This is a genomic window from Staphylococcus xylosus (genome assembly GCF_002732165.1).
Classification (GTDB): Bacteria; Bacillota; Bacilli; order Staphylococcales; family Staphylococcaceae; genus Staphylococcus; species Staphylococcus xylosus.
In genome coordinates, this window is sequence record NZ_MRZO01000003.1 from 243,053 (window position 1) to 266,753 (window position 23,701).

The following is a 23,701-nucleotide window of genomic DNA, read 5'->3' on the forward strand; positions in this document are numbered from 1 at the left end:
ACGTTAGGGGTTGAAGTAAATGCAGCAAGTAGGGTTTGGTGCTTGGAACTGGGTAGCAGTTATTGCTTACCTTGTCGTTATGTTATTAATTGGAGCTTATTTTACGAAACGCGCGAGTCAAAATACAGATAGTTTTTTTACTGCAAGTGGTAGATTACCGTCTTGGGCAGTAGGCTTTTCTATTTATGCTACAACATTAAGTGCGATTACGTTTATGTCTACACCTGAAAAGGCATTTTTGACTGACTGGTCATATATAGCAGGTAATATAGCAATTGTCGCTATTATTCCAGTACTCATTTATTTCTATGTACCATTCTTCAAAAAGTTAAAAGTGACATCGGCATATGAATATTTAGAAGCGAGATTTGGACCTAGTGTCCGTGTTATTGGGTCATTACTTTTTGTATTCTTTCATTTAGGAAGAGTAGCTATTGTTATTTATTTACCGACGCTTGCAATTACAGCAGTATCTGATTTAAATCCATATGTCGTTGCAAGTTTAGTAGGTATTTTATGTATATTATATACATTCTTGGGTGGTTTTGAAGGAGTTGTATGGAGTGATTTTATCCAAGGGGTCATTTTGTTAGGTGGCGCAGCAGCTATTATTATCTTAGGCGTCATGCATATTCAAGGTGGCATAGGTACGGTTGTATCCGATGCACTTGAACATAAAAAGTTCATTAGCGTAGATAATTGGAAACTTAACAGTGCAGCGGCAGCAATTCCAATTATTTTTCTTGGTAATATTTTCAATAATTTACATCAGTACACAGCGAGCCAGGATGTTGTGCAACGTTATCAGGCATCTGAATCTATGAAGGAAACGAAAAAATCATTATGGATGAATGGGGCATTAGCATTAATATCAGCACCTTTATTTTATGGTATGGGAACCATGTTATATTCTTTCTATAACCATGAAAGTTCATTACCTGAAGGATTTAATACATCTTCAATCGTTCCGTATTTTATTCTTACTGAAATGCCACCATTTATTGCTGGTCTATTAATTGCAGCGATATTTGCTGCAGCACAGTCTACAATTTCATCAAGTTTAAACTCAATTTCAGCTTGTTTATCGGTAGATATCAAACATAGATTCTTTGGTAAAGGCGCAGAAAAAGATGAAGTAAGAACTGCGAGAGGGATAATTATTATTTCAGGATTATTTGGATTTGGCATGTCTATTTATTTAATAGCTTCTGATTCAAATGATCTATGGGATTTATTCTTATTAATTACAGGCCTTGTGGGCGTGCCATTAGCAGGTGTGTTTGCTGTAGGGATCTTTACAAGAAGAACAAATACATTTGGTGTTATAGCGGGATTAATATTGGGAATTATTTTTGCATATATCTTTAATGGTATGGGTGGTGGCAACTCACCATTCTTTGTATCGATTATTTCATTTGGTGTTGCATTTATTTGTTCTTACATTATTAGTATCATTATACCTGGTAAACAAAAAGACATTAAAGGCTTAACGATATTTGATATTAAAGAAAGCACCAATTATATTGCGAAGATTCATGACAAAAAAGAAAAATAGTTTAATGTCACGGTGGATGAGTTATTTTCTTAGGCATATCAGTTTCTTTTTAAACGAGGGAAGTTTAATATAAAGCTATTAAATTAGTAATGAAGCGAGGAATGAACTTATGTCTACACTAGTTGTAGTTGCGCATCCAGACATTAACAATTCAACTGTTAATAAGGCATGGAGAGATGAATTGTCTCAACATGAGGAATTGGTAACTGTTCACGAAATTTATCCAGAATACCCTCATGGTCAGATTGATATTGGAAAGGAACAAAAATTGCTTGAAGCACATGATCATATTATTTTTCAATATCCGCTATATTGGTACAACTGTCCACCATTATTAAAGCAATATTTAGATGAAGTGTTTACTCATGGCTGGGCATATGGTTCACAAGGAAATGCGTTAGAAGGAAAGAAAATTGGATTAGCGATATCTATCGGAAGTGTACCTGAAGCTTATACTCTTGAAGGTAACGTTCAGTTTACAATAGATGAGTTAGTTAGTCCGATGATTGCGACAACACGTTTTGTAAAAGCAAATTATGTAGGGGCACATAAATTATATAGTGCATTTACGATTACACCGAGTCAATTAGCAGAAAACACACAATCATATTTAGAATTCATTAAACAAATATAAAATAATTGAGCCTGCGACTAAAACATGTCGTAGGCTCAAATTTGATTTTAATAGTAACTAAATTTATAAGTTTATAAATAATATGACGTAAGCAAAAACTATAAGGACATTGTTGAATTTGAATGAATTATTTTAATTACATTACTAATATTTATAAAGTACATAGGTTTACTTTGAAACAATGAATATTGCCGATATAATGAAAGGGCGTACATATAAATTGGAAGATTTGAGGGGACAATATGATAAAAGCAATTGCAGTTGATATGGATGGTACATTTTTAAATTCAAACAAGACGTATGACGAGCATAGATTTGATATGATATTTCAGCAACTTAAAGCTCAAAATATTAAATTTATAGCAGCAAGTGGTAATCAATATGCAAAATTAAAATCTATATTTGGCGAACGTGATATGTTCTTTGTAGCTGAAAACGGTGCTGTCATTTATGAAGGGAATACTTTATACGACTATCAAGCGTTTGATAGAGATTTTTACCAAGAAATGATTGACTATTTAAATATTGAACGTGAAATTGATAATTTAATTGTATGTGGTCTAAATAGTGCTTATATTTTAAAAGATAATACAGATGCCTTTAAAAAAGACGCTCACTTCTACTATCGCGAACTAAAAGAGATAGATACTTTTCAAGATTTACCAGAAGATGAATATGTGAAAATTGCACTTAACATTAATAGAGAATCTCACCCTACACTAGATGAAGATTTAAGTATAAGATTCAACGAAAATTTAAAGTTAGTGTCTAGTGGCCGTGATAGTATAGATTTAATTATTCCAGGCATGACTAAAGGCAGTGCTTTAGAAAGACTTTTAAAGCATTGGCAATTAGCTGCAGAAGATTTGATGGCTTTTGGTGATGCTAATAATGATTTAGACATGTTGCAATTAGCCAAACATAGTTATGTCATGGCAAATAGTGAAGATGAAACATTATTTAAAATAGCTAATTATGTAGCGCCGTCTCATGATGAACAGGGCGTGTTAACAACGATTGAGGAAAAAGTACTTCAGTCATTAAATTAAGGATGGATGAAGCTTTCGTAACTTGTTGTGAATTTTATAAACATATCGTTTTAATAAGATATGAAATTTGACTATACTAAAAAGTACTTAAATTGAAAGGTAGGGTATAAAAGTTATGGATCAAATGCAACAAACGCTGCTAAATGCTTTTAATTTTAGACATGCAACAAAACGTTTTGATGCTAATAAAAAAATTTCAGATAGTGATTTTAATACCATTTTAGAAACGGGGAGATTGTCTCCGAGCTCACTAGGATTAGAACCGTGGAAATTTGTAGTAGTTCAAAACCGTGAAATAAGGGATGAACTTAAAAAAATTAGTTGGGGAGCACAAGGTCAATTAGATACGGCAAGTCATTTTGTTTTGATTTTAGCGCGTAAAAATGTGACTTCACAATCACCATATGTGCAACACATGATACGAAATATTAAACAATATAGTGAAGAGAGTATTCCTGCTACAGAACAAAAATTTGATGATTTCCAAACTGGTTTTCATATAAATGATACGCCACAGTCATTACTAGATTGGGCGAGAAAGCAAACTTATATTGCTCTTGGTAATATGATGACAAGTGCGGCATTACTTAATATAGATTCTTGTCCAATTGAAGGATTTGATTTAGATGCTGTCACAGCGTATTTATCAGAAAAAGGTATTGTTGATTCTGAAAATTTTGCCCCTTCTGTTATGGTAGCTTTTGGATATAGAGAAACTGAGCCTAAAGCTAAAGTACGTCAACCACAAACTGATGTCGTTGAATGGTTAGAATAATTAATAAATAAGGAGTAGGACAGTAATTTTGAATTACTGTTCTACTCCTTATCTGTTACCAAAGTAATTTAAATTTTATCTGCTACAAAGCTTTCATCGCTGTGTATGATAATTTCAAAACCCTCTGGCCCCTCAAAGTGTGCTCTATCTGCATTTGGTTTGTAAATTGACACTTTTGCTAAACCAAGGCTGCTGTCATTGTCTTGGCGTACGATATTGGATTGCCATGTGTTAATAGCGATGTGATGATGGTAATAATTCGTAGACATGAAAAGTGCTTGAGGAAAATCAGAGATATGCTCAAGCCCTAGCTTATTTAAATAAAAATCTTGTGATGTCTCTAAATTGGCTGCTTTCAAATGTAAGTGGCCAATTTTCGCACCGTCAGGCATGTCTTGCCAACCAGCTTTACTACGTTGTGCCACTAAGTCATCGACATCTACTGCCAGTGTATCCATATTGACTTTATTATCTTCCCATAGCCAATTCTCTTTAGGGCGATCAGCATAAATCTCAATGCCATTACCTTCAGGGTCATCGAAATACAACGCTTCACTTACAAGGTGGTCTCCACCACCAATTTGTACGCCTAAACTTGCGGCATGATATAAAAAGTTACCTAAATCTTGTCTATTAGGCAGTAACAAAGCGATATGAAATAGCCCAGATTCTCTTATAGAAGGACGTCTACCATCTTTGACTTCTTGTAAAGTTAAGGTATGTCCGCCACTTCCTATATTGAAAGTAACGTCTCTATTAGACTCTGACTTTATAGATAAGCCTAAAATTTGTGTGTAGAAAGTTGTCATTTTTGCTAAATCAGCAACATTTAAAGTGATACTAGTGACTTGAATGGATTGATTATCATGAAAAGACATTGTCAAACTCCTTATAGCTTACTTGTATTTTTTATGATTACAAGCATTACTTTAGTATAAAAAGTATACCTGGTCAATGGAATGAGCTTATAATGATGATACTTTTTTAATTAGTATATATGGTATTAAATAGGGTATAACGTTATGACGAAAAATACATAGATAGGACTGTTAAATATGACACACTATTATTTCAAAGAAAACTTTTTTAATGCTTCAAAGTCTAAAATAGATATATACGATGATAATGGGGAAGTAGCTTTTGAATTACAATTATTTTATAGCTCTATGGGACAAGAAGCGATGGCATTATTTGGGAACAATAAACAAAATTTTGAAATGACAGATGGCCATGATACCTTTCGGATTTTACAAGAAAGAACGTTTAGTGGTGCGATTAAAACACCATTTAAAACAGTTTGGCAAGTAGAAAAGAATGGTAAAAAAATTGGAATATTCCGCTCTAAAATGGGATTAAAACCTTCTATGCAGTTCGAAGGTGATAAAGGAGATATATTAAAATTCCAATCAGGATTCTTTTCAAGAAGTGTTAAAGTATCTGATGGCAATAACGAGTTGATGCAAACTAAATCAGAAAGGTTCAAATTAGCTTCGAGACATGATTTGTATATTGAAACTAAAACATATAATCCAGCAATGCTTATTATGCTATTTCAAGTTTTTTATGAATTTCAAGAACAACAAAGAAGAAATTCAAATTAACTTTAACGAAATTGGATTTAGTGTAAATGATGTACTTTCAACTTGAACTTAATAACAGAAGACTGAAACCTGAAATCTATGTAAAAGCGCTAGATTTTAGGTTTCTAATTTTTTATGGAATTGTAAGCGAGATTAGTGTGTAAAATATCTATTTTATTGACATATGGTAAGATATAAGGACATAGATAAAAAACTTCATTGGGGGTGATGAAATGAAAGTATTTTGGAAATTGGGATGGTTTTTTAAACAGCAGAAATTAAGCTATATCATTGGGTTAGGGACATTATTTTTAATTGCACTAATTGAAATCGTGCCACCACAAATTATAGGGCGAGCGATAGATCAAATGACAACAAATCAATTAACAGCTAAGTTATTAATCGTTTATTTAGTTATATTAGTTGTAGTTGCCATATTAACTTATGTACTTAGATATGTATGGAGGTTATCCATATTTGGAACGAGTCAAAAACTAGGACAAATATTAAGGACATATCTTTTCAAAAAGTATACAGATATGAGTGCTATATTCTTTCAAAATAGACGTACAGGAGATTTAATGGCTCATGCCACAAATGATATCCGTGCCGTACAAAATGCTGCAGGCGCTGGGATTCTTATGATTGCGGATTCATTGATAACAGGGGGGACCGTGATTTTAACGATGGCTACAACAGTAAGTTGGAAACTTACATTGATTGCCTTGATACCCTTACCATTTATGGTGTTATTAACAAGCTTTTATGGATCGCTTTTAAGTAAAGGATTTAAAAAGGCTCAAGCTGCTTTTAGTAAATTAAATGATAAAACACAAGAAAGTGTTGCAGGTATTAAAGTTACTAAAACATTTGGCTATGAATCCAGTGACCAAGCGGACTTTAAAGATTTAAGTGATGATGTAGTTGATAAAAACCTTAAAGTATCTAAAATAGACGCATTATTTGATCCAACAATTACGTTAGTCATTGGTATGAGTTACTTTTTATCTATCGTGTTTGGAGCAAAAATGGTCTTTCATGAAGAGATAACATTAGGACAACTCATTACGTTTACGACGTATTTAGGAATGTTAGTCTGGCCGTTATTGGCATTGGGATTATTTTTTAACATTGTGCAAAGAGCAAAAGCTTCTTATGAACGTATAGAGGAAATCGGAAACTTACCTAATGGCATCGATACACAATATAAAATTGATAAAAGTCCTCGAGGTGATATTCAATTAAATATCGATCATTTTAATTTCCCGGGTAATGATAAGCGAGGGGTATATGATATTAATTTTACAATCAAACAAGGCACAACCGTAGGTATTGTTGGTCGTACAGGTTCTGGTAAGAGTACATTGATAAGACTATTGTTGAGAGAGTTTGATACCAAAAATGCACAAGATATAACATATGGTGGTTATCCGTTGCGTGACTATAAAGTTGAGTTATTAAGGGAGCAATTTGGTTATGTGCCGCAAGAACACTTCCTATTTTCTACTACGATTCGAAATAATATAGCGTTTAGTAATGAGAATATAGAAGATGAGCAAATATATGAAGTAAGTAGGTTGAGTCATATACATGATGATATTATGAATTTTACTAATGGTTACCAAACCGTTGTAGGCGAGCGAGGCGTATCATTATCAGGTGGACAGAAGCAACGTGTTTCTATAGCAAGAGCTTTATTATTAAATCCTGAAGTACTGATATTGGATGATTCATTATCTGCTGTTGATGCACAAACTGAAGAGGTGATATTAGGTAACTTGGAACGTTTGAGAAAGAATAAAACTAATATCATAACAGCGCATCGTATGAGTGCCGTGAAACATGCTGATCTTATTATTGTTATGGATGAAGGGGAAATAATTGAACGTGGTCATCATGAATCATTAATGCAACAACGTGGCTGGTATTATGAAACTTATCAAGCACAAGCGTTACAAGCCAAGTTGTCGAGAAACTTAGACAATCTTACGAAAGGGGATGGTGAAGATGACTGAATATGAACACGCTAACTTAACGGCTAAAGACCAAGGAAGTGTGATAATAAGGTTATTTAAATACACATTACCCTATAAGTGGATTATTGTCTTAGCATTCTTAACATTGATTATATCAACTGTTGCCAGCATGATGACGCCCTATATGGTAAAAATATTTATTGATGATTATTTAATGCCACAAGACTTTCCGAGGAGTGCTATGATTTGGCTCATTGTGATTTTCTTAAGTGTACAAATAATTGGGGCGTTAACACTTTATTTTAGCCAATATCTCTTTCAATATTTAGCATTTAAAGTGATACAACAATTGAGGATTGATGCTTTTAATAAACTAGGGAAATTAGGCATGAAGTATTTTGATGAGGTACCGAGTGGTAGTATTGTCTCACGACTAACAAATGATACGGAAACAATTGTAGACATGATTGTGGGAGTGTTCTCAACTTTTATTATGGCATTATTTTTGATGATATCTAGTTATATCATGATGTTTGTATTAGACATCAAATTAGCTTTAATAGCGCTTGTCTTTTTGCCGATTATTTTTGTTATTTTGTCTACTTATCGTAAGTATTCAGCGTATTTATTTTCAAAATCAAGACAGCGTTTATCTGATTTAAATTCAAAATTAGCAGAGTCAATTGAAGGCATGAAAATTATACAAGCTTTTAATCAAGAAAGACGATTAAACAAAGAGTTCAATGAGATTAATGATGAACATTATCATTATATGTTGAAAACAGTGAAACTAGATAGTTTACTGTTAAGACCGGCTATTAGTTCTATCTCAATCTTTGCTATTGTAATGATTCTTGGTTATTTCGGTGTAATTAGTTTTACCACTGGCGTGACAGCAGGTGTAGTTTTTGCATTTATTCAATACATGGAACGCTTTTTTGAACCAATTAATCAAGTTAGCCAAAACCTAAATGTTTTACAGCAAGCACTTGTATCGGCCAGTAGAGTTTTTACGTTAATCGATGACGACACTTATGAACCACAACAAAATGAAATTGAATCAAATCACATAAATTCAGGGAAAATAGAGTTTGAAAATATTAGTTTTAGTTATGATGGTAAGACAGATGTACTAAAAGATATTAATTTTACTGCAAATCCTGGAGAAATGATAGCACTTGTTGGACATACGGGATCTGGTAAAAGTTCAATCATCAATTTATTTATGAGGTTTTATGAATATCAACGAGGAGATATTAAGATAGATGGACATTCTCTCAAGACAATACCTAAATCAGAATTAAAAGAAAAGGTTGGCTTAGTATTACAGGATGCATTTATCTTTTATGGATCTATAGCGTCTAATATAAAATTATATCATCCTACAATGACGTATGAACAAGTGAAGGCAGCGGCAGAATTTGTTTATGCTCATCGCTTTATTGAGCAACTACCTGAACAATATCAGCACAAAGTAATTGAAAAAGGTAGTGCTTTTTCAAGTGGTCAAAGACAGTTAATTGCATTTGCTAGAACAATTGCTACGGACCCTAAGATTTTGATTTTAGACGAAGCAACTGCCAATATTGATTCTGAGACTGAAGAGCAGATACAACAGTCATTAAATGAAATGCGTAAAGGTCGCACGACGTTAGCGATAGCTCATCGTTTGTCTACAATTCAAGATGCAGATCAAATCTTTGTTTTGAATCGGGGAGAGATAGTTGAACGTGGTACGCATGAACAATTAATTACGCAAAAAGGGATATATCATAATATGTATTTACTTCAAAATGGTTAACGCTTTGTTCTAGAAGATAGTAGTATATTTATATTTAACATAATAAAAAAGGTGAAACTAGGACATTTATTTCTGCTTAGTTTCACCTTTCGTTTGTATGCAAATGAAATAAAGACATGTCGAACGAATCAAATATTAATGCTATTTGATTTGAAATTATAGCTTTATCCAGCGTATACATCTTGATATTCATCATTTTTTTCAATCACGTCTTTAGCAAATGGGCAACTAGCAACAACTTTTAAATTGTTTTCACGAGCATAATCAACTACGGATTTTACTAGTTGTGAACCGATACCTTGGCCACCTAGTTCTTTAGGAACACCAGTGTGATCAATATTGATTTGATTATCTCCTTGAGGTTGGAAAGTGATTTGTGCTTGTGGATTATTTTCGTCGTCACCGATATAAAACTTGTTTGAACCTTGTTTAATTTCAGCCATACTATCTCTCCTATTTATAAGTCATATATATTAAATATCACATTTGAATGAATGTTAAACAAAACGAGTCTTGAATAAAGAAAGAATATTAGTAGATTAAGTAAAAACCATTGAAATATCATGAAAATAAGTTTATAGTTTTAACGGAATAATTTCGATTTGGAGGGGCGTTTTTTGAGAAAAAGTATAATACTCATTATGGCATGTGTAGTTGTTGTAATGTTAAGTGCATGTGGCAATATCAATAAAGGCGAAAACAAAGACGTCAGTTCAAAAAATAAACTTAAAATTTATACTACAGTATTTGCGTTTCAAAGTTTTACAGAACAAATAGGCGGTAAATATGTAGATGTAAAATCTATTTATCCGCCAGGTGCTGATATGCATACCTTTGAACCGACCCAAAAGGAAATGGTCAACATTGCAAAGGGTGATTTGTTTATTTATTCTAACCAAGAAATGGATCCAGTTGCTAAAAAAATCGCAGGTTCTATTAATAATAAAGATTTGAAATTAGCATTAGCAGCTAACTTTACACATGACGATTTAGTTGTAAATCATGAACATGACCACGAGCATGAAGGACATGAACATGCTCACGAAGAGGAAGGACATGAACATGAAGAGGGTAGTGAAGACCCACATGTTTGGCTAGACCCAGTACTTAATAAAAAAATGGTGAAATCGATCAAGGATGATTTAGCAAAAAAAGATCCTCAACATAAAGATTATTATGAGAACAATTATAAGCAAGTTGTTAACGATTTAGATAATATAAACCAGAGATTAACTGAAGTTACGGAGCATCCAAAGCGTGACACTGTAGTAATTTCTCATGATTCTATTGGTTATTTAGCCAATCGTTATGGATTTAAACAAGAAGGTGTCAGTGGTATGAATAACGAAGAACCTAGTCAAAGAGATTTGATGAATATCGTTAACAATATCAAACAGACTAAACAACCTTATGTACTTTATGAACAAAATATTTCATCTAAAGTTACCGATGTAATACAGAAAGAATCTAATTCAACGCCATTAAGTTTTCACAATATGGCAACACTTTCTAAAGAAGAAAGCAAAGAGGGAAATATTACTTATCAATCCTTAATGAAACGAAATATAAAATCATTAGATAAAGCATTAAATGAATAAGATTAACAAACCCCTGAGACAGATAACGTCTCAGGGGTTTTTGCTACTATTTGACTAAAAAGATAATTATTTTAAAATTTCCTATATCATATTTTTAATCATATCTTATATAAGAAACAGTTGTGTTGTAATATTCTTCTAAACCGTGTACACCATCGGCACCACCAATACCAGATTCTCTCCAACCTGCATGGAATCCGTTCACTACTTCTTCGGCTTCACAATTTGCATAGACTTCACCAAACTTAAGTTTTTCAGTAGCTAACATAATTTCTTTTAAATTTTCAGAGAAAATAAAGGATGATAAACCAGCATTTGTATCATTAGCTTGTGCAATTACAGCATCAAAATCTTGATAAGTTACGATAGGTAGAACAGGACCGAAAATTTCATTTTTAAAAGCATCATCTTCAACGTTTACGTTATCTAAAATAGTTGGTTCATAGAAAAAACCAGAACGCTCTATCTTATGCCCTCCTGTAATTAAAGTAGCGCCATTTTTTATGGCATTTTGTACTTTTTCATCGATACTATCAAGTTGTTGTTGATTAATAATGGCACCGTAATCAGTTTGTTTATCGAATGGGTCACCTACTGTTAATTGTTCCATGCTAGCTTTTAATTTATTTACAAAATCCTTGTGAACGTCCTCGTGCACAAAAATACGTTCAGGGCATGTGCATACTTGTCCAGCATTATTGATTCTGGCAGTAACGATATAATCAACGGCTTTGTCTAAGTTCGCATTAGGAGTTACTAGCACAGGTGCATTACCACCCAATTCTAAATTAACTTTTTTAACTGTATTGGCGCTTTCAGCATACACTGATTTACCAGCTCTCATACTACCTGTAAGTGAAATGAGTTGGATATCAGGGTGTTGTGCTAATTGAGTACCTACTGTTTCTCCTGTACCAGGAAGTATTTGCACAAGTCCTGCTGGTATTGTTGAATCACGAATGAGTTCTGCAATTTTCAGTGTAATTAATGAGGTCGCTTCACTCGGTTTAATTATTACAGAACAACCTGTGATTATCGCAGGAATGACCTTTCTCATTAATACCATAATAGGCGCGTTCCATGGAACGATGCCTGCGGTCACACCTATTGGCTTTTTAGTTAGTAAAATGGTCTCGTTCTCTCTAGTATTTTGTAAAACTTCCCCTTTATTGTTCATACTTAAGCTTGTCATATAATCAATAAATTGTATTGCTTTATCTATTTCACCTTTTGCAGATGCGAGCGTTTTACCTTGTTCTTTAACATATAATGTTGCAAGTTCATCTTTGTTTTTTTCGAGTAGGGGTATTAATAACTTAACGTGATCTGAGCGAGCAGGTTCTGGTGTTTGCTCCCATTCTAGTTGGGCATGTTTAGATTTAGCAACTGCATCGTTCACCTCGTGCTCAGTAGCAAATGTTATTGTATCTATTTTTTCTCCGGTTGCAGGATTGATTACGTCCATAGTGTCTGTTGATTTACTTTCGATAAATTCATTGTTTATAAATAATTGATTCAATGTTTGACACCTCCACACTCTATGCATACCACTGATAATCACTATGAAAACGAAATACTTTATTTTTCTAAGAGTAAATGATTGTAGTTAATAATGAAATTAGGAGCAGAACAGCTTATTAGAGGTTATTCAGGATTTGTTGATATACTTTTTATACTTAAACGTTTGACTTATTGAAAAATGGGAGTTATAATTTATCTCGAATTCGAAATAAAATTCAGGAAGTTGGTGAATTCTATGGATCGTACGAAAGAATCTTTAAATTCGTTTGTTGGTTTAAATAGAACGGTGGATCATTTAATGAAGATTGTTAAGAAGGATGTCCAAAGGCATGGCTTAAATGTAACTGAATTTGCAGTTATGGAATTACTTTATAACAAAGGCGACCAACCGATACAACGTATTGGTAATAGAGTACTTATTGCAAGTAGTAGTATTACCTATGTTGTCGATAAACTTGAAGAAAAAGGATGCGTTAATAGGCAACGTGATGAACAAGATAAACGTGTGACGAATGCATCGTTAACTGAAAAAGGCTATGCAATGATGGATGAAATTTTTCCTGATCATGCTTCAACATTAGAATCAACATTTTCTGTATTAACTAATGATGAATTAACTGTATTGCAACAAGCTTTAAAAAAACTGAGTGCTCAACCTATAGAATAGTAGTAGCACTTAAAATTTTAAATTAAATTACTTCGAAATCGAGATAAAATAATAAAGAGGAGTTTTACTATGACAAATAATCAATTATTAGGAATTCACCATGTAACAGCTATGACAGATGACGCTGAAAGAAACTATAAATTTTTCACTGAAGTCTTAGGCATGAGACTTGTTAAGAAAACAGTCAACCAAGACGATATATACACTTATCACACATTTTTTGCAGATGATGAAGGTTCTCCAGGTACGGATATGACCTTCTTTGATTTTCCTAATATTCCTAAAGGTGCACCTGGCACAAACTCAATTACACGCCCATCATTCAGAGTACCTAATGACGCGGCTCTTGAATATTATGAACAACGTTTTAATGATTTTGGAGTGCAACATGAAGGAATTCAAGAGTTATTTGGTACAAAAGTATTACCATTTGAAGAAGCAGATGGACAAAGTTACCAACTTGTATCTGATGAACATAATGAAGGCGTTGCACCTGGTAAACCATGGAACAAGGGCCCAGTACCGAATGATAAAGCGATTTATGGTTTAGGACCTATTGAAATTACTGTAAGTTATTTTGAAGACTTTAAGAAAATTTTAGAAGAAATTTATGGTATGAAAGCAATTATTGAAGAATCAGATGTAGCAATTTTAGAAGTTGGCGAAGGCGGTAATGGCGGCCAAGTTATTTTGAGAAAAGATACTGAAGGTCCTGAAGCGAGACAAGGTTATGGTGAAGTACACCACGTATCATTTAGATTGAAAGATCATGAAGCAATTGAACAGTGGTTAGAAAAATATAAAGCAGCTGGCATAGGTAATTCAGGTTTAGTCGATAGATTTTACTTCGAGGCGCTATATGCACGTGTTGGTCATATTTTAATAGAAGTATCAACAGATGGTCCTGGATTTATGGATGATGAACCTTATGAAACGTTAGGCGAAAGTTTAGCGTTACCACCATTTTTAGAGTCACAACGTGAGTATATTGAATCAGAAATACGTCCGTTTAACACTAGAAGATAATTAGTTAAGATCATGATTAAAAAAACAAAATTATATTGAAAATATAATAATAAAACAATTAGAAAGATAGGAGGGAGTAATATGGAGGCAATTCAACATATCCATCATATTTCAGCAATTGTAGGTAACCCTGAAGAAAATATAAAATTTTATAGAGATATATTAAACTTGAAACTAATCAAGAAAACGGTAAATTATGATGATCCTTCAACTTATCATTTATATTTTGCGAATGATTCAGTAGATAATGGCACAATCATTACTTTCTTCAACTGGCCAAATACACACAAAGGACATATTGGTAACGGGCAGGTAGAACGTATTGCTTTCAGAGTTCCAAAAGGATCTATAGAGTCTTGGGCACAGCATTTAGAAGTAAATAAAATAAAAACAACGACTACGCAATTATTTGAAGCTAAAACATTAGAGTTTGAAGATATACACGGATTGCCGCTAGCATTAGTAGAAGATGATAAAGTGCAAAGAGACCAACAAGCCATTATAGGTTTTCATGGTGTCACACTATTATCTTCAAACCCACAAGAGACAGTAAAAACATTGACAACTGATATGGGTCTGGTTAAAACGAACGAAGATGAAGCATATATTCATATTGAAACGCAAGGTAAGTGGCGTCATCATGTTATAGTGAGAAAACAAATTGCTGACACAAACGTTCATTGGGGAGTTGGCGTCGTGCATCACATTGCCTGGTCAGTGCCAACAAACCAAGCACATCTTGATTGGCAAGCTTATATGAGTAATAAAGGTTATCTCGTAACAGAAGTTAAAGATCGTAGCTATTTTAATGCAATTTACATGAAAGAACATGGTGGTATTATCTTTGAATTTGCAACAGAAGGTCCTGGGTTTACAATAGACGAACCATTTGAGCAATTAGGTCAACAGTTAGTATTACCGCCACAGTATGAAGATAGAAGAGAAGAGTTATTACGATTATTACCACAGATACGCATTTAACATTAATGATGAAAAAGGAGATGAAAATTTATGGAACATATTTTTAGAGAAGGTGAAGCAAACGCACCAACGTTCATTTTATTACACGGTACTGGCGGAGATGAAAATGATTTAATACCATTAGGTCAAGCGCTTAATCCTAAATACAATATTCTCAGTATCAGAGGTGAAATTTCTGAGAATGGTATGAATCGTTTCTTCAAAAGACTTGGAGAAGGAAAATACGATTTAGAAGATTTAGAATATCGTACTAATAGATTAATCTCATTTTTAAAAGAAGCGTCTGAACGTTATAGTTTTGACCTATCAAAAGCAATACCTGTTGGATTTTCAAATGGTTCAAACATCGCAATCAGCATGATTTTACATCCGGACACATCTTTTGAAAAAGCTTTATTATATGCGCCATTATACCCAGTAGATCTTGTTAATAACAAAGATTTAAGTGACATGAATGTATTGCTTTCAATGGGGAAAAATGATCCGATTGTTCCTGTTGAAGCTAGTGAAAATGTAATCACTATCTTTGAAAGTCGTGGTGCTCAAGTAGAACAAGTTTGGGTTAATAGTCATGAATTAACACAAGCAGGTGTAGCAGCAGGACAATCATTATTAGATTAATAAAATAATAAGTCATCGACATTATACATTAGTGCAGTATGATGTTCGGTGGCTTTTTTTATATGAGTTTAATTTGAGTAAGTGATTAAAAAATCATTTATAATGTTTGTTGAATACCCAATAGAATAAAAAGGTGGAATTAATAAATGCGGAATCGCCAAGCGCTTATTGTCATGGATATGCAAAATGGAATAGTGAGTGGGTTAAAACAGAAAGATAGCGTTATACATTTTAATAAACAAGCAATCAATTTTGCTCGTCAGCAAAATATACCGGTCATTTTTATACGTGTTGCATTTACAGGAGACTTTTTAGAGGTTTCACCTAATAATAAAATGTTTGCACAAATGAAAGCTAATGGCATAGCGATGAATAAAGTAGATGAAGAGACACAAATTATTGACATATTAGGACGTCAAGCACATGAACCACTAGTTACAAAACATAGATTGAGTGCATTTACAGGCAGTAATTTAGAAGTGTTATTGCGTGGACTACAAGTAGAACACCTGGTTTTGACTGGAGTAAGTACTAGTGGTGTTGTACTATCAACGGCTACTGAAGCGGCAGATAAGGATTATAAACTGACTATATTATCAGATGCTATAACCGACCAAGATGAAGAAAAACATCAATTTTTACTCAATAAAATTTTAACAAGATACGCTGACATAATAACCACAGATTTATGGACAAGTAAATAACTTAATTAAAAAATCCCAAGTCATCGTTTGTGACGCCTAAACATAAGTAATTATGTTTAACGTGTTTGACATGACTTGGGGTTAAATATTACATAAGGCCGATGAGTTTCATCCACAGTGATCCAACGCCTAACCATACTATAAAATAGAAGAAGGCAAGTATTGCATTCATAGTCCACCAGCGATTTTGTGAAACATAGCCAGCTGAATATAGGATGGGTGCGGGGCCACTACTATAGTGTGTTGTAGAAGCCATTAGATTTCCGAAGAAACCTAACATTAATGCGCTATATAATGGTGGAGCTCCCGTAGCGATAGCTACACCGAGTAAGGCTGAGTACATTGCACTAACATGCGCGGTTGAGCTCGCAAATAGATAATGTGAATAGAAATAAAAGAGTATCAAAATAATTAAAACGATTGGCCAACTTAAGCCGCCTAAACTACCTGATATCGATTCACTTAACCAAGGAATAAAGCCGAGTTCATTGAGTTGATTTGCCATCATCACTAGGATTGAGAACCAAACTAATGTATTCCATGCACCAGTCTCTTTAAGGATGTCATTCCAAGTGAGAACACCTGTGATGAGTAATAGTGACAGTGCGATAAAGGCAGTTAAAGTGGCATTAATATTTAAAGTACTACCTAGAATCCAAAGTCCAAGTGCAATAATAAAAATTGCAATCATGAACTTTTCACTTTTAGTCATAATACCCATATCAGTGAGTTCGTTTTGTGCCCATGACTTGGCATTTGGTGTTTCCTTAATTTCTGGTGGATACATTTTGTAAATTATAAGTGGTACTAGTATTAACGAAATAATACCTGGAATTAATGCCGCTAAGAACCAGTTCATCCAAGTGATATCAACACCTTGATGTTTTGCAAGAGATTGTGCAAGTGGATTACCAGCCATAGCAGTCAAAAACATAGCTGCGGTAATTAAGTTACCATGAAATTCTGTAAAGATAAGAAAAGCACCCATTTTACGTTGTGTACCATCTTCAGGTTTTGAACCAAATGAACGAGATAGTGCGTTGATAATGGGGAACATAATGCCTCCTGCTCTAGCAGTGTTACTTGGCGTGGCAGGTGCAAGTATTAAATCAACACCGATGAGTGAATACCCTAGGCCAAGGGTTTTCTTACCGAATAATTTAACGAATTGCAATGCAATACGTCGTCCCAAACCAGTTTTCACAAAGCCTCTAGAAATGAAAAAGGCCATTGCAATTAACCAAATACTACTATTACCAAATCCCGCTACAGCAGTATCAATTTTAACCGTATTAGTTAACACAGTTAATGTAAAACCTATCATGGCGATTGCACCTATCGGTAGTGGTTGTGTAATACAACCAATGATTGTTGCTACAAAGATAGCAAACATGTGCCAAGCAGCAGGGTCTAAACCATCTGGTCTAAGTGGTGTGAATAGCCAGATGATAATACCTGCAACGATAGGGAAAATAAACTTTTTGTAGTTAATGCCTTCGTGCATTAGAATCATCTTCCTTTACGTATGATTGTGATAAAAAAATAGTAATATAGAAATGAGAAATATAATTTATAGTGCCCATATATTTTCTTATCCTATTAATTTATTATAAATTTGTCATAATAATTATAATTATGACAATACATATTGTAAAGTTGGTGTTAAATAGATGAATCTTTTGAAAAATTATAATAACGTTTTATAGTACGGTATTAAGCATAAAGTCGCCATGTAAAATTAAATGTGTCTATTTTCGTAATATTCCTTTTACCAAGATTGGTATTAATAGAATAAAACCAAATACGCCCATAACTGGAAATACTTTGCCTATTAATTCAATAAAACCAATAAATGTTGTGGCAAATGTAACGATTGTCATCACAATGATTAGTCGATAATAAGCTTTACTATAAGGAGTAGTGAATCTTGAAGCGAAAGCATACATAAGACCAACAACGGTATTATAAATTACCAATACCATTACAATCGACATAAAAAATCCAATAATTGGAGAAATCTGTTTTGCTAACAATAACGAAGGTAACGCAACACCTGTAATTTGAGTAAATTCAGTAATCATACCTAAGTTGAGCATTAAGAGTAAGAAAGTGATGATGATACCGCCTAATATACCTCCCCAAATTGTTGATTTCTCAAATTTTAAACGCCCCCCCATAACTGATAAAAAGCTAAAAGCGGCGGCAATTTGTAGACTGCCGTAATTAATAGCATCAAACCACCACCATTGATCTGAGCGACCTTCACTGTTTGCATAATGATGTGCAGCATTGAAGTTTAATTGACCTGTAGAAAAATAATATATAGCAATGATTGTAACAATAATCACTAGAAATGGTGTGACCATACCTAAAACAGTAATAAGACGATCAAATTTTAAGAACAGTGTTAGTAAAATAATGAGAACTAAAATTAATGAACTTAATACATAAGGCATTCCTGTACTTTCGTGAATTGTTGATGCGCCACCAGCTGTCATTATCATAGCTAGCGCAAATAAGAATAATGTCAAAATAATATCGAATACTGTTGCGATAGGACGCGGTAAATAGTGCCTAATTGGTTCAGTATGATTATGAGAGCGTAGAAGATAGCCAGTACGTAGTACAAAAACACCGCCAATTGTAATGATGAAGCCTGTAATAAACACACCATAAACACTAAAATTCCCATTACTTGTAAAAAACTGAAAAATTTCTTGCCCGGTTGCAAATCCAGCGCCCACAACAACGCCAACAAATGCAAAAGCTACAATAATAATTTCCTTCAAGTTTGTCATAAAAGTTGAAATCCTTTCATTGTTTTAGATTATAAAATTTTTTAGAAAAGTATCACAATGAATCATTCTATATGAAAATAAAGTAAAATTAAACATTAAAGTTTATATAGTGAGTACAATTGTTTATATAGGGTGAACTTTCGGGAGCGAGATAAAGTAATAAAATAAAAGGAAAACACTTTTAGTGCGTTAAGATATAATTTTTGATAATATGTTTTCTTATTGCTTTATTTTATGCTTTAATTCAGTAGCTAATTACATAAAAATACCGGGTAATAAATATAAAAAATTGGGAGAGTGTGAGTCATGTGTCATTATTAAATTTACCTTTAACATTACTCATTGTTATATTTTTGGCATTGGGTATTTTTAGTCAATGGTTTGCGAATAGAATTAAATGGCCGTCTATCGTAGTTATGGCTATCGTTGGATTGCTTGTAGGACCAGTATTTGGTTTGATCAATCCACAAGAAAGTTTAGGAGAAGAAGTATTTAGTCCCTTAGTTTCATTAGCAGTGGCAATTATCCTGTTTGAGGGAAGCAGTAATTTAGATTTTCGTGAAATTAAAGGAATTTCTAAAGCGGTTATACGCATTATCACAATAGGTGCAATTATTGCTTGGATACTTGGGGCAGTCACGCTACATTATATTATTGGTTTTTCACTATCTATTTCGTTAGTGTTGGGTGGCTTATTTTTGATTACGGGACCCACTGTAATTCAGCCATTATTAAAACAAGCTAAAGTTAAAAAGCGTGTTGATTCAATACTAAGGTGGGAAAGTATTATCCTTGATCCTATTGGACCAATGCTTGCTTTAGGCGCATTTTATATTTTTCAAATTATAGAACAAGGGTTTGATTTGCAATTAATAGCTAAATTTATTATAAGTTTATTCATTGCAATTGCTATAGGGTTTGGTGCATCATACTTATTTATGTGGTTAATTAAAAAAGACCTTATACCACAAAATTTGATGCCACCGATACAATTAATTTTTATCTTATTAATTTTTTCAATATGTGATGAGATTTTACCGGAATCAGGCCTATTAGCAGTTACAATATTTGGTCTGATGATGGCGCGTATGAAGAGACATGATTTAATCTTTAAGGAATCAGATCATTTTATTGAAAATACATCATCGATCATGATTTCTACTGTATTTATATTAATCACTTCTTCGTTAACTTTAGAAGTATTAAAAAGTGTCATGTCTTGGAAATTATTTATTTTTTGTGCAATTATGATTATCTTAGTAAGACCAATTTCTATCCTATTGTCTACAGTAAACACTGAGATATCTAAACGTGAGAGAGCAATGGTGTCAATGATGGCTCCTAGAGGTATTGTTGTACTAACTGTAGCGCAATTTTTCGGTGGTTTATTTATTGAAAAAGGAACACCGATGGCAGAATATATAACGCCAGTTACTTTTGGCTTAGTGTTTATTACTGTTGTGATATATGGGTTTAGCTTTTTACCATTAAGTAAAATTATGCGTATATCTAGTACTGAACCACCTGGTATTATTATAGTAGGGGAAAGTGAATTTTCTTTTCATCTTGGAGCAAAATTAAAAAGTCATAATATACCAGTTATGACATTTAATTTATTTAGTAATACAACACAACGTTCAAAAGAATTAGGTTTTGAAGTTTTTGATGGAAACTTACTATCAAGTAATGATCGAATATACGCAGATATGACAAGATACAATAAATGTATATTGATGACACAATCTTTTATATTTAATAGTTTAGCATTTAATGAGTTAGTTCCAGAATTTGGTTTGAAGCATGTAGATATGATGCCAGTGTCGTTTAGCGATGAACATGAGCGTAGTAACCTAGATGGACCAATTAGAAATCATATTCTGTTTGATTGGAATTTCACGTCACGTTGGTTTAATCGTTATATAAGTGAACACAATATTTTAGAAATACCAGCGAAAAAACAAAATCAATTAACTAAAAATGATATGGTACTCTATCATATAGATAATAATAGTGTAGTAACATTTAAGCGTAGTAATCAGCTTGTCTTTGAAGCTGAAGATGGCGTAATAGGCTATTTAAAAGATGCTTACTCACATCAAAATATATAAGAAGTGACAAAAAGTGAGAACATGTTCTCAGCCTAAACTGTCGGCAAAACATTTAGCTTTGTCGACAGTTTTTTTGTATGTTTTATAGAGGCTTCTTATATTCATAGAAAATCCGAGACATAAAACTATGTCTCGGATTATTTTATATATTCTGTTTTATGAGTATATCTAGTTTACAAAACGATCATGCATTAATTCTTTTAAAATATCAATCTGTGCTTGAATTTCATGCCCAGTATTTGTATCGCGAATTTTTTTACGTTGTAATTCTTTATCTACGACACGACGAATTGATAATTCATCAGCGCCGTTAAGCAATACGTGCTTTTTAGAGTTGAAGTGTTGATGGGCCACCAACTGCATACCAAACGAATTATAGAGTAGCGTATATCCTGCAATACCTGTTGTTGATTGATAAGCTTTTGAGAATCCACCATCTATGACAATCATCTTACCATCAGCTTTAATTGGGTCTTCCCCATCAATTTCTTTCACTGGTGTATGACCATTAATGATATGACCTTGTTCAGGATCTAGACCGAAGTCTTTTAGCATTTTTTTACACATATCTACATCTTCACGTAAATAATAATAAGGATTTTTAGTTTCTTTATGCGCTGTTTTATCTTTAATGAAATAGCGCTCAAATGTAGTCATTGCACGTTTACCAAATAGGGAAGAGTATTTACCAGTCCATAAATACCAAACTAAATCTGTTGCTAAATCATCTTGAATATCTTTATGGTCAAATGCTATTCGTACATACTCTTCGAAATGGTCTAATAAATCTCTGCCATAACATTTCACTCCATCAATCACCATTGATTCCATTTCGCCTTGTTCATCGATGGGAATGCAACCATGGATAAGTAAGTTTCCATTATAAGGTAAGTAGAGTTTACCTTTTTGCATAAGGAAAGTCATGTGACGTTTTAGCTTTTCAGATTGTTGAACTGATAATAATAATTTATCGATGACATCTGCTTCTTCATCAGTTAATTTGTTTGGGTCATTAGGATCAACTGTTTGGAAACAAGTGTGTTCTAATGGATATGTTTTTCCGTAAAGTGTTGCTTCATTTTTATCATAGTCAATTTTTTCTAATACTAAACGTTCTTCCATTTCAAATGCAGGTCGACGTTTGATAATTGGTGCTTCTAATTTAAATTGTATAATAGCTATAGCTTGATGGAGTTTAGTGATTTGTTCTAACTCTAACTCAGATAAACCTTCGGCATTTTTAGGACGGAAAGCTGGATTTGAGCCATCATAATACTTGTCGGCAAGTGTTAATAACGGTCGTAAATTGATTCCATATGCATCTTCAATAATATCTAAATTGTCATAACGTGCACAAATTCTAAGTAAATTTGCAAGGCAAACCTTAGACCCTGCATATGCTCCAATCCATAGTACGTCATGATTGCCCCATTGAATATCGACAGAAGGGTAGTCTATGAGTGTTTCCATAATTTTATCTGGCTCAGGTCCACGGTCGTATATGTCACCGACAACATGTAAGTGATTTACTACAAGATGTTGTACAGTGAAAGATAGTCCAATAATTAAATCATCTGATTGTTCTAGTTCTATAATTTGTTTGATTAACGTTTCATAATATGAGTGTTTATTATTATATTTATTACTTTTATATAATAATTCTTCAACAATAAAAACATAATTTTCAGGTAAAGATTTACGTAGTTTTGTCCGTGTATATTTTGATGAGGCATAAGTAATAAGTTTAATTAGACGGTTAATAGTCGTGATATACCATTCATTTAATTCTGATTTTGAACTAAAACTATTTTTAATGAGTTGTAATTTTTCTTCGGGATAATAAACTAAGGCAGAAAACTCATTGATCTCTTTACGCGTCAGCGTATCTTGGAAAATATCATTAATTTTTGAACGAACATTTCCTGAACCATTTCGTAAAACATGTTGAAAGGCATGGAATTCTCCGTGTAAATCACTAACAAAGTGCTCTGTCCCTTTTGGAAGTTCCAAAATAGATTCTAAATTGATGATTTCAGTTGCGAGCGCTTCTTTTGTATTAAATTGTTCAGAAAGTAAATCTAAAAATCTTTCTTTTACACTCTTGTCTGTTGAATTATGCATTATTTATGTCACTCCAGTTGAATAAATTTCTAAAGTATAAAAATAAAATAGTAAAACGCTTCCATTATATGTTTCTTATTGTAGCATTAAAATACAATCTTTTGTCTACTACTTATTATATTATGAATTTTAATTAAATTCGAAGATATGGATTGATTGTATAATCTAGTACGAAAAGATGTTTTA

Annotated in this window: 20 protein-coding genes; 14 read left to right on the forward strand and 6 right to left on the reverse strand. The window is 33.1% G+C overall.

Annotated features, from left to right (window positions below; all coding sequences use genetic code 11):
• Positions 1 to 19: 19 nt before the first annotated feature.
• The 4 genes from BTM19_RS06230 to BTM19_RS06245 all read left to right on the forward strand — a co-directional run bounded on the left by BTM19_RS06230 (position 20) and on the right by BTM19_RS06245 (position 4,013).
• The gene (locus tag BTM19_RS06230) at positions 20 to 1,555 is read left to right on the forward strand and encodes a sodium:solute symporter family protein (protein WP_029378239.1); all 1,536 of its coding nucleotides are present in this window, start codon (positions 20 to 22) and stop codon (positions 1,553 to 1,555) included.
• Positions 1,556 to 1,664: 109 nt separating this feature from the next.
• Positions 1,665 to 2,189, forward strand: coding sequence for an NAD(P)H-dependent oxidoreductase (locus tag BTM19_RS06235; RefSeq protein ID WP_029378240.1), 525 nt, complete (start codon positions 1,665 to 1,667; stop codon positions 2,187 to 2,189).
• A gap of 242 nt (positions 2,190 to 2,431) precedes the next feature.
• The gene (locus tag BTM19_RS06240) at positions 2,432 to 3,238 is read left to right on the forward strand and encodes a Cof-type HAD-IIB family hydrolase (protein WP_029378241.1); all 807 of its coding nucleotides are present in this window, start codon (positions 2,432 to 2,434) and stop codon (positions 3,236 to 3,238) included.
• Positions 3,239 to 3,353: 115 nt separating this feature from the next.
• Positions 3,354 to 4,013 carry an NAD(P)H-dependent oxidoreductase gene (locus tag BTM19_RS06245; protein WP_029378242.1) on the forward strand — a complete coding sequence of 220 codons (660 nt, stop codon included), beginning with the start codon at positions 3,354 to 3,356 and terminating at the stop codon, positions 4,011 to 4,013.
• 68 nt (positions 4,014 to 4,081) lie between these two features.
• Here BTM19_RS06245 and BTM19_RS06250 read toward each other — a convergent pair whose 3' ends face one another.
• On the reverse strand, positions 4,082 to 4,891 hold the full coding sequence (locus BTM19_RS06250; protein WP_029378243.1) for a VOC family protein: 810 nt from the start codon (positions 4,889 to 4,891) through the stop codon (positions 4,082 to 4,084).
• A gap of 177 nt (positions 4,892 to 5,068) precedes the next feature.
• Between BTM19_RS06250 and BTM19_RS06255 the strand changes: the two genes are divergently transcribed.
• The 3 genes from BTM19_RS06255 (at position 5,069) to BTM19_RS06265 (ending at position 9,370) form a co-directional block, all read left to right on the forward strand.
• Complete coding sequence (locus BTM19_RS06255) at positions 5,069 to 5,614, forward strand: tubby C-terminal domain-like protein (protein ID WP_029378244.1); 546 nt, start codon at positions 5,069 to 5,071, stop codon at positions 5,612 to 5,614.
• A 212-nt stretch (positions 5,615 to 5,826) separates the two neighbouring features.
• Positions 5,827 to 7,608, forward strand: coding sequence for an ABC transporter ATP-binding protein (locus tag BTM19_RS06260; RefSeq protein WP_029378245.1), 1,782 nt, complete (start codon positions 5,827 to 5,829; stop codon positions 7,606 to 7,608).
• A complete protein-coding gene (locus tag BTM19_RS06265) occupies positions 7,601 to 9,370 on the forward strand; it encodes an ABC transporter ATP-binding protein (protein ID WP_029378246.1) in 1,770 nt (589 codons plus the stop codon). The genes BTM19_RS06260 and BTM19_RS06265 overlap by 8 nt, the downstream gene beginning before the upstream one ends.
• A gap of 164 nt (positions 9,371 to 9,534) precedes the next feature.
• Here BTM19_RS06265 and BTM19_RS06270 read toward each other — a convergent pair whose 3' ends face one another.
• Positions 9,535 to 9,813 (reverse strand): GNAT family N-acetyltransferase, encoded by a 279-nt coding sequence (locus tag BTM19_RS06270; RefSeq protein WP_029378247.1) that lies wholly within the window; start codon positions 9,811 to 9,813, stop codon positions 9,535 to 9,537.
• Between the two features lie 174 nt (positions 9,814 to 9,987).
• Between BTM19_RS06270 and BTM19_RS06275 the strand changes: the two genes are divergently transcribed.
• Positions 9,988 to 10,968: a metal ABC transporter solute-binding protein, Zn/Mn family gene (locus BTM19_RS06275; RefSeq protein ID WP_029378248.1), complete on the forward strand. Its 981-nt coding sequence runs from the start codon at positions 9,988 to 9,990 to the stop codon at positions 10,966 to 10,968.
• Positions 10,969 to 11,062: 94 nt separating this feature from the next.
• Here the strand turns inward: BTM19_RS06275 and aldA are convergent, their stop codons facing one another.
• A complete protein-coding gene (gene aldA / locus BTM19_RS06280; protein WP_038679142.1) occupies positions 11,063 to 12,514 on the reverse strand; it encodes an aldehyde dehydrogenase in 1,452 nt (483 codons plus the stop codon).
• Between the two features lie 210 nt (positions 12,515 to 12,724).
• Here aldA and BTM19_RS06285 point away from each other — a divergent pair, with 210 nt between their 5' ends.
• The 5 genes from BTM19_RS06285 (at position 12,725) to BTM19_RS06305 (ending at position 16,488) form a co-directional block, all read left to right on the forward strand.
• Entirely contained in the window at positions 12,725 to 13,156 is a 432-nt protein-coding gene (locus BTM19_RS06285) for a MarR family winged helix-turn-helix transcriptional regulator (protein WP_029378250.1), read from the forward strand.
• Positions 13,157 to 13,225: 69 nt separating this feature from the next.
• Positions 13,226 to 14,182 (forward strand): ring-cleaving dioxygenase MhqE, encoded by a 957-nt coding sequence (gene mhqE, locus BTM19_RS06290; protein WP_029378251.1) that lies wholly within the window; start codon positions 13,226 to 13,228, stop codon positions 14,180 to 14,182.
• An 81-nt stretch (positions 14,183 to 14,263) separates the two neighbouring features.
• The gene (locus tag BTM19_RS06295; protein WP_038679140.1) at positions 14,264 to 15,163 is read left to right on the forward strand and encodes a VOC family protein; all 900 of its coding nucleotides are present in this window, start codon (positions 14,264 to 14,266) and stop codon (positions 15,161 to 15,163) included.
• A 30-nt stretch (positions 15,164 to 15,193) separates the two neighbouring features.
• Positions 15,194 to 15,784: a methylhydroquinone degradation carboxylesterase MhqD gene (gene mhqD, locus BTM19_RS06300; RefSeq protein WP_038679138.1), complete on the forward strand. Its 591-nt coding sequence runs from the start codon at positions 15,194 to 15,196 to the stop codon at positions 15,782 to 15,784.
• A 146-nt stretch (positions 15,785 to 15,930) separates the two neighbouring features.
• Positions 15,931 to 16,488, forward strand: coding sequence for a cysteine hydrolase family protein (locus BTM19_RS06305; RefSeq protein ID WP_029378254.1), 558 nt, complete (start codon positions 15,931 to 15,933; stop codon positions 16,486 to 16,488).
• Positions 16,489 to 16,576: 88 nt separating this feature from the next.
• On the opposite strand, the gene BTM19_RS06310 is transcribed toward BTM19_RS06305, so the two are convergent.
• Together BTM19_RS06310 and BTM19_RS06315 are read right to left on the reverse strand one after the other, a co-directional pair.
• A complete protein-coding gene (locus BTM19_RS06310; RefSeq protein WP_029378255.1) occupies positions 16,577 to 17,992 on the reverse strand; it encodes an anion permease in 1,416 nt (471 codons plus the stop codon).
• 244 nt (positions 17,993 to 18,236) lie between these two features.
• The gene (locus BTM19_RS06315) at positions 18,237 to 19,286 is read right to left on the reverse strand and encodes a YkvI family membrane protein (RefSeq protein ID WP_058625698.1); all 1,050 of its coding nucleotides are present in this window, start codon (positions 19,284 to 19,286) and stop codon (positions 18,237 to 18,239) included.
• A 308-nt stretch (positions 19,287 to 19,594) separates the two neighbouring features.
• Here BTM19_RS06315 and BTM19_RS06320 point away from each other — a divergent pair, with 308 nt between their 5' ends.
• The gene (locus BTM19_RS06320; protein ID WP_029378257.1) at positions 19,595 to 21,394 is read left to right on the forward strand and encodes a cation:proton antiporter; all 1,800 of its coding nucleotides are present in this window, start codon (positions 19,595 to 19,597) and stop codon (positions 21,392 to 21,394) included.
• A 168-nt stretch (positions 21,395 to 21,562) separates the two neighbouring features.
• On the opposite strand, the gene BTM19_RS06325 is transcribed toward BTM19_RS06320, so the two are convergent.
• Complete coding sequence (locus tag BTM19_RS06325; RefSeq protein ID WP_058625696.1) at positions 21,563 to 23,515, reverse strand: fructose-1,6-bisphosphatase; 1,953 nt, start codon at positions 23,513 to 23,515, stop codon at positions 21,563 to 21,565.
• Between the last annotated feature and the right edge of the window lie 186 nt (positions 23,516 to 23,701).

What these genes read in the sequence shown, in the direction of transcription:
- BTM19_RS06230 (WP_029378239.1), top strand. Translation starts at nt 20, where the DNA reads ATGCAGCAAGTAGGGTTTGGTGCTTGGAACTGGGTAGCAGTTATTGCT.
- BTM19_RS06235 (WP_029378240.1), top strand. Translation starts at nt 1,665, where the DNA reads ATGTCTACACTAGTTGTAGTTGCGCATCCAGACATTAACAATTCAACT.
- BTM19_RS06240 (WP_029378241.1), top strand. Translation starts at nt 2,432, where the DNA reads ATGATAAAAGCAATTGCAGTTGATATGGATGGTACATTTTTAAATTCA.
- BTM19_RS06245 (WP_029378242.1), top strand. Translation starts at nt 3,354, where the DNA reads ATGGATCAAATGCAACAAACGCTGCTAAATGCTTTTAATTTTAGACAT.
- BTM19_RS06250 (WP_029378243.1), bottom strand. Translation starts at nt 4,891, where the DNA reads ATGTCTTTTCATGATAATCAATCCATTCAAGTCACTAGTATCACTTTA.
- BTM19_RS06255 (WP_029378244.1), top strand. Translation starts at nt 5,069, where the DNA reads ATGACACACTATTATTTCAAAGAAAACTTTTTTAATGCTTCAAAGTCT.
- BTM19_RS06260 (WP_029378245.1), top strand. Translation starts at nt 5,827, where the DNA reads ATGAAAGTATTTTGGAAATTGGGATGGTTTTTTAAACAGCAGAAATTA.
- BTM19_RS06265 (WP_029378246.1), top strand. Translation starts at nt 7,601, where the DNA reads ATGACTGAATATGAACACGCTAACTTAACGGCTAAAGACCAAGGAAGT.
- BTM19_RS06270 (WP_029378247.1), bottom strand. Translation starts at nt 9,813, where the DNA reads ATGGCTGAAATTAAACAAGGTTCAAACAAGTTTTATATCGGTGACGAC.
- aldA (WP_038679142.1), bottom strand. Translation starts at nt 12,514, where the DNA reads ATGCATAGAGTGTGGAGGTGTCAAACATTGAATCAATTATTTATAAAC.
- BTM19_RS06285 (WP_029378250.1), top strand. Translation starts at nt 12,725, where the DNA reads ATGGATCGTACGAAAGAATCTTTAAATTCGTTTGTTGGTTTAAATAGA.
- mhqE (WP_029378251.1), top strand. Translation starts at nt 13,226, where the DNA reads ATGACAAATAATCAATTATTAGGAATTCACCATGTAACAGCTATGACA.
- BTM19_RS06295 (WP_038679140.1), top strand. Translation starts at nt 14,264, where the DNA reads ATGGAGGCAATTCAACATATCCATCATATTTCAGCAATTGTAGGTAAC.
- mhqD (WP_038679138.1), top strand. Translation starts at nt 15,194, where the DNA reads ATGGAACATATTTTTAGAGAAGGTGAAGCAAACGCACCAACGTTCATT.
- BTM19_RS06305 (WP_029378254.1), top strand. Translation starts at nt 15,931, where the DNA reads ATGCGGAATCGCCAAGCGCTTATTGTCATGGATATGCAAAATGGAATA.
- BTM19_RS06310 (WP_029378255.1), bottom strand. Translation starts at nt 17,992, where the DNA reads ATGCACGAAGGCATTAACTACAAAAAGTTTATTTTCCCTATCGTTGCA.
- BTM19_RS06315 (WP_058625698.1), bottom strand. Translation starts at nt 19,286, where the DNA reads ATGACAAACTTGAAGGAAATTATTATTGTAGCTTTTGCATTTGTTGGC.
- BTM19_RS06325 (WP_058625696.1), bottom strand. Translation starts at nt 23,515, where the DNA reads ATGCATAATTCAACAGACAAGAGTGTAAAAGAAAGATTTTTAGATTTA.